Source organism: Martinezella paranaensis (assembly GCF_014200235.1).
GTDB classification, from domain to species: Bacteria; Pseudomonadota; Alphaproteobacteria; order Rhizobiales; family Rhizobiaceae; genus Rhizobium; species Rhizobium paranaense.
The window spans coordinates 1-15,152 of the sequence record NZ_JACHBI010000024.1; the positions used below are offsets into that span (position 1 = coordinate 1).

At 59.9% G+C, this 15,152-nt stretch carries 14 protein-coding genes; all 14 read left to right on the plus strand.

The genetic code is table 11. From position 1 onward, the window contains the following. Window positions 1–111: 111 nt before the first annotated feature. The 14 genes from GGD50_RS30810 to GGD50_RS30875 all read left to right on the plus strand — a co-directional run bounded on the left by GGD50_RS30810 (window position 112) and on the right by GGD50_RS30875 (window position 15,123). Entirely contained in the window at window positions 112–717 is a 606-nt protein-coding gene (locus GGD50_RS30810) for an AAA family ATPase (protein ID WP_107108864.1), read from the plus strand. Further along, the gene (locus GGD50_RS30815; RefSeq protein WP_107108865.1) at window positions 707–1,294 is read left to right on the plus strand and encodes a hypothetical protein; all 588 of its coding nucleotides are present in this window, start codon (window positions 707–709) and stop codon (window positions 1,292–1,294) included. Before GGD50_RS30810 ends, GGD50_RS30815 begins: the two co-directional genes overlap by 11 nt. A 381-nt stretch (window positions 1,295–1,675) precedes the next feature. Next, window positions 1,676–1,837, plus strand: coding sequence for a hypothetical protein (locus tag GGD50_RS30820; RefSeq protein WP_181316086.1), 162 nt, complete (start codon window positions 1,676–1,678; stop codon window positions 1,835–1,837). A 184-nt stretch (window positions 1,838–2,021) separates the two neighbouring features. Beyond that, entirely contained in the window at window positions 2,022–2,816 is a 795-nt protein-coding gene (locus GGD50_RS30825) for a polysaccharide deacetylase family protein (RefSeq protein ID WP_107108866.1), read from the plus strand. A 177-nt stretch (window positions 2,817–2,993) separates the two neighbouring features. Further along, window positions 2,994–3,407, plus strand: a complete 414-nt coding sequence (locus GGD50_RS30830; protein ID WP_107108867.1) for a DoxX family protein — start codon at window positions 2,994–2,996, stop codon at window positions 3,405–3,407. A 174-nt stretch (window positions 3,408–3,581) separates the two neighbouring features. Next, window positions 3,582–4,103 (plus strand): arsenate reductase ArsC, encoded by a 522-nt coding sequence (locus GGD50_RS30835; RefSeq protein WP_107108868.1) that lies wholly within the window; start codon window positions 3,582–3,584, stop codon window positions 4,101–4,103. Between the two features lie 147 nt (window positions 4,104–4,250). Continuing rightward, complete coding sequence (locus GGD50_RS30840) at window positions 4,251–4,826, plus strand: GbsR/MarR family transcriptional regulator (protein WP_107108869.1); 576 nt, start codon at window positions 4,251–4,253, stop codon at window positions 4,824–4,826. Between the two features lie 3 nt (window positions 4,827–4,829). After that, the gene (gene cydD, locus GGD50_RS30845; RefSeq protein WP_107108870.1) at window positions 4,830–6,584 is read left to right on the plus strand and encodes a thiol reductant ABC exporter subunit CydD; all 1,755 of its coding nucleotides are present in this window, start codon (window positions 4,830–4,832) and stop codon (window positions 6,582–6,584) included. Further along, window positions 6,581–8,272 (plus strand): thiol reductant ABC exporter subunit CydC, encoded by a 1,692-nt coding sequence (gene cydC, locus GGD50_RS30850; RefSeq protein ID WP_107108871.1) that lies wholly within the window; start codon window positions 6,581–6,583, stop codon window positions 8,270–8,272. The genes cydD and cydC overlap by 4 nt, the downstream gene beginning before the upstream one ends. A gap of 80 nt (window positions 8,273–8,352) precedes the next feature. Beyond that, window positions 8,353–9,954, plus strand: coding sequence for a cytochrome ubiquinol oxidase subunit I (locus tag GGD50_RS30855; RefSeq protein ID WP_107108872.1), 1,602 nt, complete (start codon window positions 8,353–8,355; stop codon window positions 9,952–9,954). 5 nt (window positions 9,955–9,959) lie between these two features. Next, window positions 9,960–11,114 carry a cytochrome d ubiquinol oxidase subunit II gene (gene cydB, locus GGD50_RS30860; RefSeq protein ID WP_107108873.1) on the plus strand — a complete coding sequence of 385 codons (1,155 nt, stop codon included), beginning with the start codon at window positions 9,960–9,962 and terminating at the stop codon, window positions 11,112–11,114. Window positions 11,115–11,134: 20 nt separating this feature from the next. Continuing rightward, entirely contained in the window at window positions 11,135–11,260 is a 126-nt protein-coding gene (gene cydX / locus GGD50_RS30865) for a cytochrome bd-I oxidase subunit CydX (protein WP_107108874.1), read from the plus strand. 190 nt (window positions 11,261–11,450) lie between these two features. Beyond that, a complete protein-coding gene (locus tag GGD50_RS30870; protein WP_107108875.1) occupies window positions 11,451–12,635 on the plus strand; it encodes an acetate/propionate family kinase in 1,185 nt (394 codons plus the stop codon). 70 nt (window positions 12,636–12,705) lie between these two features. Continuing rightward, window positions 12,706–15,123, plus strand: a complete 2,418-nt coding sequence (locus GGD50_RS30875; RefSeq protein ID WP_107108876.1) for a phosphoketolase family protein — start codon at window positions 12,706–12,708, stop codon at window positions 15,121–15,123. Window positions 15,124–15,152: the final 29 nt, after the last annotated feature.

Here is a 15,152-nt window from a genome sequence, read left to right on the forward strand (position 1 = left end):
CACACCGCGATTCTATAGGCTTCAAACCAAAAGGGAATCCCGGCGCCGCAAAAAATCCAAAGCTGCGATTCCTTTATTTATCAACAGTTCCTAAGGAGCTTTGTGAGACTGATGTTGCGTGCTCGACCCAATTTTGAAAATAGCCCCAATATCGCGGAGTGGCTCTCGGAGCGCATTCTCACCGGGACGATTGCTTCAAAAAGTGGACGAACTGGCGATTATCGGTATATCCCCAGCGGCCTTCCATTAGAGCTTCCTTTTCATGCGACTTCGTCGATGATTACGGAACTAGCTCCGCTCCTGATAGCTTTGGAAAGAAGCTTCAGCTCGCGCCATATCGTATTTGAGGAGCCGGAAGCTCATCTGCATTTGGAAGCACAACGTGAGATGGCTCGCTTCATCGCACGTTTGGTTGGTAGTGGTTGGCTTGTCACGTTGACCACCCATAGCGACACGTTTGTTCAAGAAATAAATAACTTAATGAAGCTTCATCAGTTGTCGAACAAAGAGGAGTTAATGCCAGCGCTCGGTTATGATGAAGCAGACTTAATCAATCCGATGGTTGCCCGAGCGTACGAATTTCGCGCATCGAAAACCGGCACGGAGGTTGTTGAACTCGAGAGGACCCAAGACGGATTCGTCGTGCCAAGCCTGAATGAAACTCTGATGGCCCTCGCGACGGAAACGCTTCAATTACGAGATGCCGATGATAACTGAAGCATGCAAGACGGGGATGCTGCACCTTTCAAAAAGCTTTGTTTACTACCCTGACCATCACGCGAATTTTCACTTTGAAGAAAAGAATGTCGCTGGAGCTGGTAAAGCTTATTTTTCTTCTAACGCGCCTTGCGTTGTGATGAGAGCGACGAATCAAGCGCCGCTACTCTGGGCCCTAAATAATCGTAAATGCGCAGAAGGTGCATTTGTCACCTTTGATGCTGATGGCTGCAGACTTCATATTGTCGAAATGAAAAGTAAACTCACTCAAGGTACGTGGGCGAAAGTCCTGCTGCAGTTCAATGGGATGTATCTTTCCGCCTTAGCGACCGCAAGAATACTCGGCATTGAAAGCTTTACCTCTGTAACTTGTTATATTGCCTACACAGAGGATGCGATGAATCCGGACAAATCTGCTGATATGATTTTGATCAAACCATTTGTGGGGGTTCCAAATCCGGTCGGCGGCGCAACTGAGTGGGAAAAAGAACGGTGCCTGTTGCCGCTGAATCAAGCTGCTACTATCCGCAAAACCCAGCGAGATGCTAACAATGACGCGAATTTCGGTCTCGTGTAAGCAATTGTCCTTGCCAACTAAACAAGTCTTTCTCGGATCGTTAAGGACCAGCCGCAAGACAACGAGGCTGTGAGCCATAGCCCCGCAGGTCACGCGCCGTTATAAACCACATAAGCCGCCCAGCATGGGCGAGGTCGCTCTTATTTCTGTGGTTCCTCAGCTCGCTATCCGCCGAGAAAACCACCTCTGAAACGGAAACTCCGTCCTCAGAACGGCGCTTCTTGGCTTAAGCTAGAATGTCCGGTCCGGGCTGGACTCGACAGCAACCGGCACCACCTCTTCCACCCCCTTCCCCCCAAACATCCATGAACAAACCGTAACTTGCCTCCCCGCCCCTACGGGATGACACTTCTATCGCGCCGGATAACGGAGATGATAGACATGTCGAATTTGGAAATGCTCGTCAGACGCCGGATTGAAGAAGAGCGGGCCAAGGGGACATCCCCGGAGCGGATAACGCAACTCGTTCAGGAACTCTTCAACAGCATGGACGCCGCGCAGGCGAATGCTCCCCATACGGTTTCGCGCGATCGGAATTCTTAAGCCGAATTGCGCATGCATCACCTTCGCCGGCTCGAGCTTTGATATCTTCGCGCCGGCGCCTCCTTCGAACCTGCCTCGAAAGCAAGCGCCGGTCCGCCGGCCGATGGGGAGAGTATAAGCCGGTCTTAATGGAACAGCCGCTATAGACATGCGATAACGAGCCGGGAAACGAGGGCCACTATCCATGTCCATTGGGAATTACCTTCGCACGATACTCGCCGCGCTCGCATTGCTTTGCAGCGCCTTGTCGGCCGGGGCGGCCGGGCGGGTTATCTATCTGACCTTCGATGACGGCCCGCTGTCGGGGACGGCGAATGTTCTGGATGTGCTGGCCGAAGAGCAGGTGCCGGCGGCGATGTTCATGGTCGGGCTGCATGTCGATTCCAGCGTTGAGCAAAAAGCGCTGCTGATGCGCGCCAAGGCGCTGCCCTTAGTAACTGTCGGAAACCACAGCTACAGCCACGCCAACAATCGCTACAGGGACTTTTACTCCAACACCGACGCCGTCGTTGCAGATATGCTCAAAGCCAATAGCGTGCTTGGCCTGACGCCCTGGGTCTATGCCCGTTTGCCCGGGCGCGACGTCTTTCGCCTGATCGACTATTCCAAGGACGATCTTTCAATGGACCCCGCCCATTACGAGCGCGAAGTGGTCGACTACGACTATGTGGCGGCGATGAAGTTCCTGATCTATGGCTGGGACTTCGAATGGGCGCATTCGGGAGATGGCAAACCGGTGCAATCCGTCGATCTCCTGCTCAGCGAAATCGATCATCTCTTCGCCTATGGCCGGTTCATGAAACGCAACGAGATGATCCTCTTGATGCATGATGAGATGTTTCAGGATCGTTTTGACGGCAAGGCAAAACTCCAGACACTCATCCGGCAATTGAGGCAACGGGGCTATACCTTTGGCGACGTAAAGCAATATGATCCGAACCCCTATACCGGAACCCCGATGCATTCGTCGTCCAAGTGATCTGGCAATCGCAACGCGGGACCGGGCATCATGAGAGTCCGGATCACGCAATCTGACCGCCAATGCAAAAACATTTAGCGCATCATGTCGGGAATGCGGCCCGTCTTCCGTCCTTGGGCAAGATCGGCGATACCATAATCTGCATCGCCGAACAGTCGAACAACGGAGGATATCGACATGGGTAAGACAATCGCAATCTGCCTGGCCAGATTGATCTTCGGCGGCGTCTTCGTGATGGCGGCCGCCTTCAAATTCGCGGGCATGCAATCGACAGCCGACTATATCGCCTCGGCCGGTTTTCCGCTGTCGCTACCCCTCGCCTGGATAGCCGCCTTCTTCGAAAGCGCGCTGGCGATCTGCCTGCTGACCGGCGCTTTCTTCTCCGAAGCCGCGCTGCTTGCCGGCATCTATGTCATCTTTCTGGCCTTCAGCTTCCATGGACCCAACCGCTGGACCGGCGCTCAGGCGGAATTCGGTTTTTTCATCGATCACTTAACCTTCTTTGCCGGGCTGCTGTTTGCCGCGGTTCACGGGCCTGGCGAAAGATTTGCCATTCGCGTCGGCATGCTGCGATCGGATACCGGCATCTGATCGCAGCCGTTTTCTTCAAGAGTGACGCATCTCTCGCCCTGTAGTGTATAATTGTGGTTGCGATGCTTCCGGCGGTTGGCGCGCCTCCTGAAAAAGGGTTGCGGCGCCGGCCATTCGGAAATCCGCTGCTGTGACCGTCATTTGCGTGACACGATACATGGGGGAAAAAGCGCAATGAGCGATGATCGCGTCTACAATGTTCTATTTCTCTGCACGGGCAATTCCGCCCGTTCTATCCTGGCTGAATCGATCTTGAACACCGAAGGCAAAGGCCGCTTCCGCGCCTTTTCGGCCGGCAGCACGCCCAAGGGCAAGATAAATCCCTGGGCCGTCAGGACACTGGATGCTCTCGGCTATCCCTCTTCCGGCTTCAGCTCGAAACGCTGGGATGTCTTTGCCGAGCCGGGCGCACCGCAGATGGATTTTATCATTACCGTCTGCGACGACGCAGCAGGGGAAGCCTGCCCGGTATGGCCCGGCCATCCCGCTTCCGCGCATTGGGGCATCGAGGACCCCTCCACCGTCGAAGGTTCCGAACTGGACAAGGGCCGCGCCTTTGCACAGGCTGCCCGCTACCTGAAAAATCGGATCATGCTCCTGGTCAACCTGCCGATTACATCGGTCGACCGGCTGGCATTGGAAGCGCATCTGCACGAGATCGGCCAGATAGAAGGCTCGACATCGCTGGAGGCCTAAGCGGATGATCTCATGACGCATTTCAAGGGCGAGCGGGGCTTTCCCGCGCAGATTGACGCATGGATGACATAGCGATTGCAAGGCGGGTCGGCTTGCAAATACAGTGATTTCAGAAATTTCTGAAATCACTGACAATGGGGTGCAACCATGAATCTTCCGCCTCTCGTACAATCCTTCGTGCTTCATTTTGGGGAAATGGGTTCGCGCTGGGGCATCAACCGCACGGTCGGGCAGATCTATGCCCTGCTCTTCGTCTCCCCGACACCCGTCTGCGCGGAAGAGATCGTCGAAGCCCTCGGCATTTCCCGCTCGAACGTCTCCATGAGCCTGCGCGAGTTGCAGGCCTGGAACCTCGTGCTGCTCAAACACAAGCCCGACGACCGCCGCGACTTCTTCACAACGCCGGATGATGTCTGGCAGATCCTGCGCACGCTCGCCGAAGAGCGCAAGAAACGCGAGGTCGACCCCACCCTTTCGATGCTGCGCGAAATCCTGATGCAACAGCCGGCCAGCGATGCCGAACGCCATGCGCAGGCGCGGATGAGCGAGATGTACGGCCTGATCGAGCGCCTGACCAATTGGTACGAGGACGTCAAGCAGTTGGAGACCGAGCGGCTCGCCACTCTGCTGCTGCTCGGCTCGAAGGTGACGAAGCTGCTGGAGGCCAAGGACCGTGTCGTCTCGCTCGGCCGCCGCCGTTCCAAAACGGCGAAAGAGGATTGAACGATGACGACGGCTTTCTTCGATCCCGACCTCAGCCCGGAAGAAACGCAGACGGTAGCGCCCGATGCCGGGCCGGCGGCAAAGCGAAATCGGCCAGTCCGACCACGAAAGCCGGCAGGGCTCTTGCTTGCCGCAGCCCTGCAGACCGCGGCAGCTCTGGTCTGGATTCCGCAGGCAGCCCTCCTCGCCTTCAGCGTTGGCGTCATAAACGATGGCGACAGCACGATGGATGTGGCCTTTACAGCGCTTGCAATACTGGCGCTCGGCATCGTTCGCGCCGCTCTCGATGCCGCCGGCGGACGCACCGCCTTCCGTACGGCGAGATGCGAACTGACATCGCGGCGCAATCGCGCCGTTGCAGCGCTTGCGGCCCGCTCACCGCTCGATATCGGCAAGCCGGCCTCCGGTCTCGCCGCGAGTGTCGTCGGCGAACAGGCCGAGGCGATCGTCCCCTATCTCGCCCGTTTCCAGCCGGTACGTATGAAGGCAAGCGCGGTGCCGCTCGTCATCCTTGCCTGCGTCTTTCCCGTTTCCTGGATTGCGGGTCTCATCCTGCTTATCTCGGCACCGCTCATCCCGATTTTCATGGCTTTGATCGGCTGGCGCGCCAAAGCTGCCAGTGAAAAGCAACTGGCCGAAACCGGCGGCCTCAACGCCTTTCTGCTCGACCGCCTGCGTGGGCTAACGACGATCCGCGCGCTCGGCGCCGTCGATGTCACGGCCACACGGCTGCGCGCCGATGCGGATTCGCTGCGGCAGCGTACGATGGCGGTGTTGAAGATCGCCTTTCTGTCCTCTGCCGTTCTCGAGCTTTTCGCCGCCCTCGGCGTTGCCGCAACCGCCGTTTACATCGGCTTCAGCCTGTTGGGCTCGATCGATATCGGTACATGGCATGGCCGGCTCACACTGACGCAAGGGCTTTTCATCCTTCTGCTCGCCCCGACCTTTTTCGAACCCTTGCGCGAACTTTCAGCCGTTTGGCACGATCGCGCCAATGGCGAAGCGGCGCTTGCGGCATTGAACGCCCTATCCTCGCAAGGACCTACAATTCTTGGTGGCGATGAACGAGATATCGGCGATGGCCAGATGCTGCCTGCCGCTCCCTCCGTTGAGATCGACCGGCTTGCCTTCCGCTACGCGCCGGACCTTCCGGCGGTCATCGACAATCTCTGTCTCGACGTTGCGGCCGGAGAACATGTAGCGCTTTGGGGCGCCAGCGGCTCCGGCAAGACCACGATCCTCTCGCTGATCGCAGGGCTCGCGCCACGGGAAGCCGGTGTGATCAGGATCGGCGGCATCCCGCTGGCTGACAATAACGCCGCCTCCCTTCGCCGTCGCATGGCCTGGATCGGACAACGGCCGCATATTTTCTCCGGCAGCCTGAAGAGAAATGTCGGCCTCGGACGCGCCGATATCGATGACCGCGCCATCGACGATGCACTTCGCAGCGTGCGTTTGGACGGCGTGATTGCTGCGAACGAGATCGCCGCAGTCGGCGAAAACGGCCTTGGCCTTTCCGGCGGAGAAGCGCTGCGGTTGGCACTGGCCCGTGTAGCCGCCAACCGGGAGGCCAGCATCATCCTCGCCGACGAGCCGACCGGTCATCTCGACGCCGCCACCGCGGCCGAGGTGACCGAAGCTTTGTTGGCATTGGCGAAGGGCCGCACCCTGATCGTCGCGACGCACGACCCGATGCTTGCATCGCGCCTCGACCGCGTCATTCGGCTCGAAGCGGACCGCAAGGAGATTGCCGCGTGAGACGGAGCCTCGCAACGCTTCTCCCGGTCATCCGCCTGTTCCATGCCGAGCGCGGACGCGGTCTCTGCCTCGGCGCGGTGCTATCGGCGGTGGCCGTGTTGGCTGGCGCCGGATTGCTCGGCCTTTCCGGCTGGTTCATCACCGCGACGGCGCTCGCCGGTGCCTCGGCAACGACCGCCATCGTCTTCGACGTCTTCGCGCCATCGGCCGGCATCCGCCTGCTCGCCATCGGCCGCACGGCAGCACGCTATGGCGAGCGGTTGGTAACCCATGACGTAACCTTGCGCGTTCTCGCGGCCTTGCGCGAAAGGCTCTTTCGCGGCTGGGCAACGCCCGGTAGCGCCGCAGCCATGATGCGTCGCCCGGCCAAGCTACTGTTCCGGCTCACAGCCGACATCGACGCGCTGGATTCGCTTTACCTGCGGGTGCTGCTGCCTGCAGGCGTCGCCCTGCTGTCGGCGCTTGCCGTCGGTGTAGCGCTGGGCCTGATGCAGCCGCTCTTTGGGATTGTGATCGGCCTTTGGCTCATCACCACCGGCCTCGCCATCCCCTTGATCGCCGGCCGAATGGCAATGAAACCCGGACGTCGCCGTGCCCACGCGATGGAAGCGCTCCGCGCGCGCATCATCGATCTGGTCGCCGGCCAGACAGATCTCGCCATGACCGGCCGCCTGCGGGCGCAACGCGTCACCATCGGCGAGGCTGACCGGCGTCTCGCGGAAGCGGACCACGCATTGAACAGGATCGAAAACGTCGTTGGCATCGGCTTCTCGCTCGCCTCCACCCTTCTGCTGACAGCCACGCTGTTGACTGTCGCCATTCTGGCAAAAGAGGGCGTCATCGGCGCTCCGGCAGCCGCCTTCGGCTTGCTGATCGCCTTTGCCGCCACGGAGCCTTTCGCAGCACTGCGTCGTGGCGCGCTGGAGCTCGGCCGCACGCTGCTTGCCGCCAGGCGTATTGCCCCGCGCCTCGCCCCTAGAAACGTAGCCTCTGAGATCGCACGACCGCATAAAGGTTATGCGTTCCAGTTGGACGTCGTCAGCGCTCGTTACGAGAGCGCCCGGCATCCGGCAATCGAGACCCTTTCCCTGTCGCTAGCCGTCGGCGAACCACTTGCTCTTGTCGGGGCCAGCGGCGCCGGAAAATCCACGATATTGGCTTTGCTTGCCGGCGAAATCGCTCCGGCGTCCGGCACGGTCGCCTCTCTCCAGGCGACCACGCTGACGCAACGCACTGAACTCTTCGACGATACGATCCGCGGCAACCTGTTGCTCGCCAACCCGCGTGCAAGCGACGAAAGGCTTCACCAAGTACTGGAGGCTGCAGGCCTCCTTGCTGACATCAAGGCATTGCCGAAAGGGCTTTCGGCTCGCCTCGGCGAAGGCGGCATCGGCCTGTCCGGCGGCCAATCGCGCCGGCTGGCACTTGCCCGGCTTTTCCTGCGCGACACGCCGCTCTGGCTGCTCGATGAACCGACCGAAGGGCTCGACAGCGAAACCGCGCGCGCCGTTTTACGCGAGATCGCCGGCAACGCCACCGGCGGCAGCCTCGTCATCGCCACGCACATACGCCGCGAAGCCGCGATCGCCGATCGCATCGTCATGCTCGAACACGGCCGCGTCACGGCAACGGCGCGGCGCGGCGAACCAGAATTCGACGCCATCCTGAACCGGCTGCGGCCGGACTGAGGCGGCAAACTGAAAGTACAATTACGGCGCCCCGAATAGCGCCGCGCGACCAAACCCCGTTGGACCGTGGGAGAAAGACTATGGAACTCGACATCGTGGCGCTATCGCGCCTGCAGTTCGCGATGACGGCGCTTTATCACTTCCTGTTCGTACCGCTGACGCTCGGCCTCTCCGTGTTGCTTGCCATTATGGAGACGACCTATGTCATGACGGGACGGCAGATCTGGCGCCAGATGACCAAATTCTGGGGCACGCTGTTCGGCATCAACTTCGTGCTTGGCGTCGCCACCGGCATCGTCATGGAATTCCAGTTCGGCATGAACTGGAGCTATTACAGCTACTACGTCGGCGATATCTTCGGTGCGCCGTTGGCAATCGAAGGGCTGATGGCCTTCTTTCTGGAGGCGACCTTCGTCGGCCTGTTCTTCTTCGGTTGGGACAGGCTCTCCAAGGTCGGGCATCTCATTGCCACCTGGGCCGTCGCGCTCGGCTCCAACTTCTCGGCACTCTGGATTCTCATTGCCAATGGCTGGATGCAGAATCCCATCGGTTCGGCACTCAATCCGCAGACAATGCGTATGGAGATCACCAGCTTTTTCGATGTCGTCTTCAACCCTGTCGCCCAGGCAAAGTTCGTTCACACGGTATCGGCCGGCTACGTCTGCGCCTCCATCTTCGTGCTCGGCGTTTCCGCCTGGTACATGTTGAAGGGTCGCCACATCGAGATCGCCAAGCGCTCGATGACGGTCGCCGCCTCCTTCGGCCTGGCTTCGGCCCTTTCGGTCGTCGTCCTCGGCGACGAGAGCGGCTATCTGTCTACCGAGCATCAGAAGATGAAGCTCGCGGCAATCGAGGCCATGTGGGAAACTGAACCGGCGCCCGCAGCCTTCACGGCCTTCGGCTTTCCGGATCAGCAGGCGCGCGAGACTCATTATGCCGTGCACATACCGTGGGTCATGGGCCTGATCGGCACGCGCTCGCTGACCACCGAAATCCCCGGCATCAACCAACTTGAGGAGCAGGCGAAGACCCGCATCCGCGACGGCATCAAGGCCTACGACGCGCTGTTGAAGATCCGCGCCGCTCAACCGGCCGCCGCCGGCGCCACGGCCCAGGACACCTCCATCCAGCAGGCACGCGCCTCCTTCGAAGATATCGGCCATGAGCTCGGCTACGCCCTGCTTCTGAAGCGCTATGTCGATGATCCCCGTCAGGCGACCGACGCCCAGATCGATCAGGCCGCCCGCGATACCATCCCGAACGTGCCGACCCTCTTCTGGTCCTTCCGCATCATGGTCAGTCTCGGCATGTTCTTCATTCTGCTGACGGCAACCTTCTTTTGGCTCTCGGCCCGCCGCCAGCTTAACCGTTCCCGTCTGTTGCTCAGGATCGCCGTATTCGCCATCCCGCTGCCTTGGGTTGCCATCGAGGTCGGCTGGGTCGTCGCCGAGTTCGGCCGCCAGCCCTGGATTATCGAAGGCGTGCTACCAACCGCCGCCGCTGTTTCCAATCTCGGAGCCGGTAGCGTGCTTCTCACCCTGCTCGGCTTCGCCGCGATCTACACGGTGCTGATCGTCATCGAGATGAGCCTCATGCTGAAGGCCATCCGCAAAGGCCCGGAACCGGACGACGAGCCGGAAGCCGACCTCATCTCCGAAACTCTCGTTCCCGCTGCGGAGTAACCACCATGATCCTGCATGAATTGATCGACTACGAAACCCTGCGCATTATCTGGTGGCTGCTGCTCGGCGTTCTGCTGATCGCCTTTGCGGTGACCGACGGCTTCGATCTCGGTATCGGCGCCCTCCTGCCCTTCGTCGCGAGGACGGATACCGAGCGGCGTATCGCCATCAATTCGATCGGCGCGACCTGGGAAGGCAATCAGGTCTGGCTGATCCTCGGCGGCGGTGCCATCTTCGCCGCCTGGCCGCCGCTTTATGCAGTCTCCTTCTCCGGCTTCTATCTGGCGATGTTCGCGATCCTCTTCGCGCTGATCCTGAGGCCGGTGGCGTTCAAATACCGCTCCAAGCGGGACAGCGCCCGCTGGAAGGCCGGCTGGGACTGGGCGCTTTTCATCGGCGGCTTCGTTCCTTCGCTGATCTTCGGTGTCGCCGTCGGCAATGTGCTGCAAGGTGTGCCGTTCCGCTTTGCCGACGACATGCGGATCTATTACGAGGGTTCTTTCTTCGAGCTGCTTAATCCCTACGCCCTGCTTTGTGGCCTGCTCTCCGTCGCCATGCTCACCATGCATGGCGCGGCCTGGCTGCAGTTGAAGACGAATGGCATCGTAGCGGAGCGGGCCCGCAGTTATGGCATCATGGCGGCGCTCGCGACGATCGTGCTATTTGCCCTCGGCGGCCTCGCCCTGTGGTACGGCATCGACGGCTACCGCATCACCAGTGAGATCAACACGATCGGGCCGTCCAATCCGCTTTTGAAGACCGTCGATCATGCTGCCGATGCCTGGCTCAGCAATTATCACAGCCACCCCTGGATGATGATTGCGCCGACCATGGGCTTTCTCGGCGCTATCGCGGCACTTGTGTCGATGCTTGCCCGTCGTGAACTGGCGCCGCTGCTCTTCAGCCAGCTCGCCATCATCGGCATCATTTCGACGGTCGGCCTCTCGATGTTCCCCTTCATCCTGCCATCCTCACTCGACCCGCGCTCCAGCCTCACGGTCTGGGATGCATCGTCCAGCCATATGACGCTGTTCATCATGCTGGTCGTGGCGCTGATCTTCCTGCCGATCATCTTCCTCTATACGGCCTGGGTTTACCGAGTGCTCTGGGGCAAGATCGACACCAATACGGTCAACGACAAGAGCGGCCACGCCTACTGATCTCGAAAAGGAGAAAGAACATGTGGTATTTCGCCTGGCTCCTCGGCTTCCCCCTCGCCGCCGCCTTCGCTGTCCTCAATGCAATGTGGTACGAAATCGTTGACGACGATGCAAAGAAGCAGGGATTGCCGAAGCAGGCTCCCTAAGCTCGATCTTGCAGATTTCGCCGGGCGCGATCCTTTCGTCGCGCTTGGCCTGACGGTTCGGCTCAATGGAACAAACAGCCGCCGAATTGCCTTTTGCCGCCGTAAATCCTGCAGTTTGACGGCGCTCCAGTCTTCGCTTTGCACATAGCGGCGAGTCTGCGTTCCCTACTCCTCCGAGGATGCCGGTATCATGACGAACGGAAACCTGCTTCTGACTTTCAATGCCGGGTCCTCGACCGTCAAAATCGGCGTGTTTGAGATCCGGGCAGGCAAAGCCGACCGCATCGGCAAGGGCCTGATCGACTTTCGCCGCCGCCCCCTTACCTTCCATTTGACGGAGGGGCCTGCCGCCTTCGATCGTTCCCTGCAAACCGATGCGGATGAGCAATTGCATGAGGTCGTGGACGAAACTTTCGGCATCCTTGGCGAGCATTTCGATATGTCGGCGGTCTACGCCGTCGGCCATCGCGTCGTCCATGGAGGCGATTTGTTCACCGGTCCCGTGCGCCTCGATGAAGACCGTATCCGCGATATCGACGGCCTGACCGTGCTTGCACCGCTGCACCAGCCGCAGGCGCTGCGCCTGATCCGCGCCGTCAAGCATTTGCGACCGACGCTTGCACAAACCGCCTCCTTCGACACGGCCTTCCACGCGACACAGAGCGATCTCGTTCGCCGCTTAGCTCTGCCGCGCGCGCTGCACGATCAGGGGATCAAACGGTACGGCTTTCACGGCCTTTCCTATGCCTTCATCGCCGCCGAGATGCGGCGGCGGGCACCCAAGGCGGCTGCTGGCAAGGTCGTCGTCGCCCATCTTGGCAGCGGGGCCAGCCTCTGCGCCCTCGATAGGGGCGAAAGCCGGGATTGCAGCATGGGCTTCTCGACGCTGGATGGCATTCCCATGGCGACACGCTGCGGCAATCTCGATCCCGGTGTGCTGCTGCATCTGCTCGGGCCGAAAGGCGGGACGCTGGAAGAGCTCGAAGACATGCTCTACCACAAATCCGGCCTGCTCGGTGTCTCCGGCATCAGCGCCGACACGCGGGATCTGCTGAAGAGCCAGAGGTCGGAGGCGCGAGAGGCGATCGCCCTGTTTTGTCTGCGCATCGGCGGCGAAGTCGGCCGAATGGCGGCAACGCTCGGGGGTCTGGACAGCATCGTCTTCACTGCCGGCGTCGGCGAGCATCAGCCGGAAATTCGCGCTGACATCTGCGACCGCCTGCACTGGCTGGGGCTTGAGATCGACAGGCATGCGAACGCAGCCAATGCGCCTATCATTAGCACATCATCAAGTTCTGCTACGGCTTTCGTCATCCCGACGGACGAAGAGCAGATTATTGCCGATGAAGCCCTGTCGATTTTTGCGGGCGAATGATCCAGATCATAAGTGCCCCGCTCTATCGGCGATAGTTTCGTATTCAACCCCATTGAATTGGAGCAATCACATGAAAGAGCAGGTAACCGCACCCTCCGCCACCGTGCTTGGCACCACCGAACTCGACCTTATCGACCGCTATTGGCGCGCCGCCAACTATCTCTCGGTCGGCCAGATCTATCTTCTCGACAATCCCCTGCTGCGCGAGCCGCTGACGGCCGACCATATCAAGCCCCGCCTGCTCGGCCACTGGGGCACAACCCCCGGCCTCAATTTCATCTACGCCCATCTCAATCGCATCATCCGCAATCGCGATCTCGATATCATCTATATCTGCGGCCCCGGCCACGGTGGTCCCGGCATGGTCGCCAATACCTATCTCGAAGGCACCTACAGCGAAATCTATCCGGATATCTCCGCGGATACCGACGGCATGCGCAAACTCTTCCGTCAGTTTTCCTTTCCCGGCGGCATTCCGAGCCATGCGGCGCCGGAGACGCCCGGCTCGATCCATGAGGGCGGCGAACTTGGTTATGCCCTTGTCCACGCCTATGGCGCCGTCTTCGACAATCCCGATCTGATCGCTGCCTGCGTGGTCGGCGATGGCGAGGCCGAAACCGGCCCTCTGGCAGCAAGCTGGCATTCCAACAAGTTCATCAACCCCGCCCGCGACGGCGCCGTGCTGCCGATCCTGCATCTGAACGGCTATAAGATCGCCAACCCCACCCTTCTCGGCCGCGCCGGCGATGAGGATCTCCGCCAGCTCTTCACCGGCTATGGCTATGAGCCTTTCTTTGTCGAGGGTTCTGACCCTCACCAGATGCATCAGGCCATGGCCGCGACCTTCGAACAGGCCTTTGATCGCATTCGCGCCATCCAACAGGAGGCCCGCAACGGCGCGCCCGGCAATTCCTGCCCGCGTTGGCCGATGATCGTATTCAGAAGCCCGAAGGGCTGGACGGGCCCCAAGGAAGTCGATGGTAAGAAGGTCGAAGGTTTCTGGCGGGCCCATCAGGTGCCGGTTTCCAATTGCCGCGAAGATGCCGCCCATCGGAAAATCCTGGAAGACTGGATGCGAAGCTACGATCCGCAGGATCTCTTCGACACCGACGGACGCCTGAAGGGCGATTTGCGTGCACTTGCACCGGCAGGCAAACGGCGCATGGGTGCCAATCCCCATGCCAATGGCGGCCTTCTGCGCCGCGAACTCATAACGCCTGCGATCGGTGATTACGCGGTTGCCGTCAAGGAAGAGCGCGGCAGAACGGTGGCGCAATCGACGGAAATCCTTGGTCGCTATCTGCGCGATATCCTGACCCTCAACGCAGACAACGCCAATTTCCGCATCTTCGGTCCCGACGAGACGGAATCCAATCGTCTCGGCAGCGTCTTCGAAGTGACAGACCGTGTCTGGATGGAAGAAATCAAGCCCTATGACGTCGGTCTAGCCCGTGACGGCAGGGTGATGGAGGTCCTAAGCGAACACCTTTGCCAGGGCTGGCTGGAAGGTTACCTGCTGACTGGACGTCATGGCCTGTTTTCCTGCTACGAAGCTTTCATCCATATCGTGGATTCGATGTTCAACCAGCATGCCAAGTGGCTGAAGGTGTCGCGCGAACTGCCGTGGCGCAAACCGGTTTCTTCGCTGAACTACCTGCTGACGTCGCATGTCTGGCGGCAGGACCATAACGGCTTCAGCCACCAGGACCCTGGCTTTGTCGATCTCGTTGCCAACAAAAAATCAGACATCGTGCGCATCTATCTGCCGCCGGACGCCAATACGCTGCTGTGGACATCAGATCATTGCCTGAAGACCTATAATCGCATCAACGTCATCGTCGCCGGCAAGCAACCGGAACTGCAGTGGCTGCCGATGGACGAAGCCGTCCAGCATTGCGAGGCCGGCATCGGTATCTGGCATTGGGCAAGCAACGAACAGAGCGCCGTGGAGCCCGATGTCGTCATGGCCTGCGCCGGCGACGTGCCGACCATGGAGACGCTTGCCGCGGTCGATCTCCTCCGCCAGAACATTCCGGAACTGTCGATCCGCGTCGTCAACGTCGTCGACCTGATGGCGCTGCAATCCAACGAGCAGCATCCGCATGGTCTCACTGATGAGATCTTTGACAAGCTGTTCACGCCGGATCGGCCTGTCATCTTCGCCTATCACGGCTATCCCTATCTGATCCATCGCCTCACCTATCGGCGAACCAACCATGGCAACATTCATGTTCGCGGCTTCATCGAGGAAGGAACGACAACAACGCCGTTCGACATGACCGTTCTCAACGAACTTGACCGCTACCACCTCGCCATTGGGGCAATCGAGCGCGTGCCGGGACTGAAGGAAAAGGCCACCGATGCGGTCAAGCTTTTCCGCGACAAACTCGAAGAGCATCATCGTTACGTCCGCCAGCATGGCGAGGACATGCCGGAGATCAGCGGATGGAAATGGCCCTATGATAATAAAGGTGCGCGTATCACCTGAGCGGATCGGCAGAAAAAGCAGGAAATGAG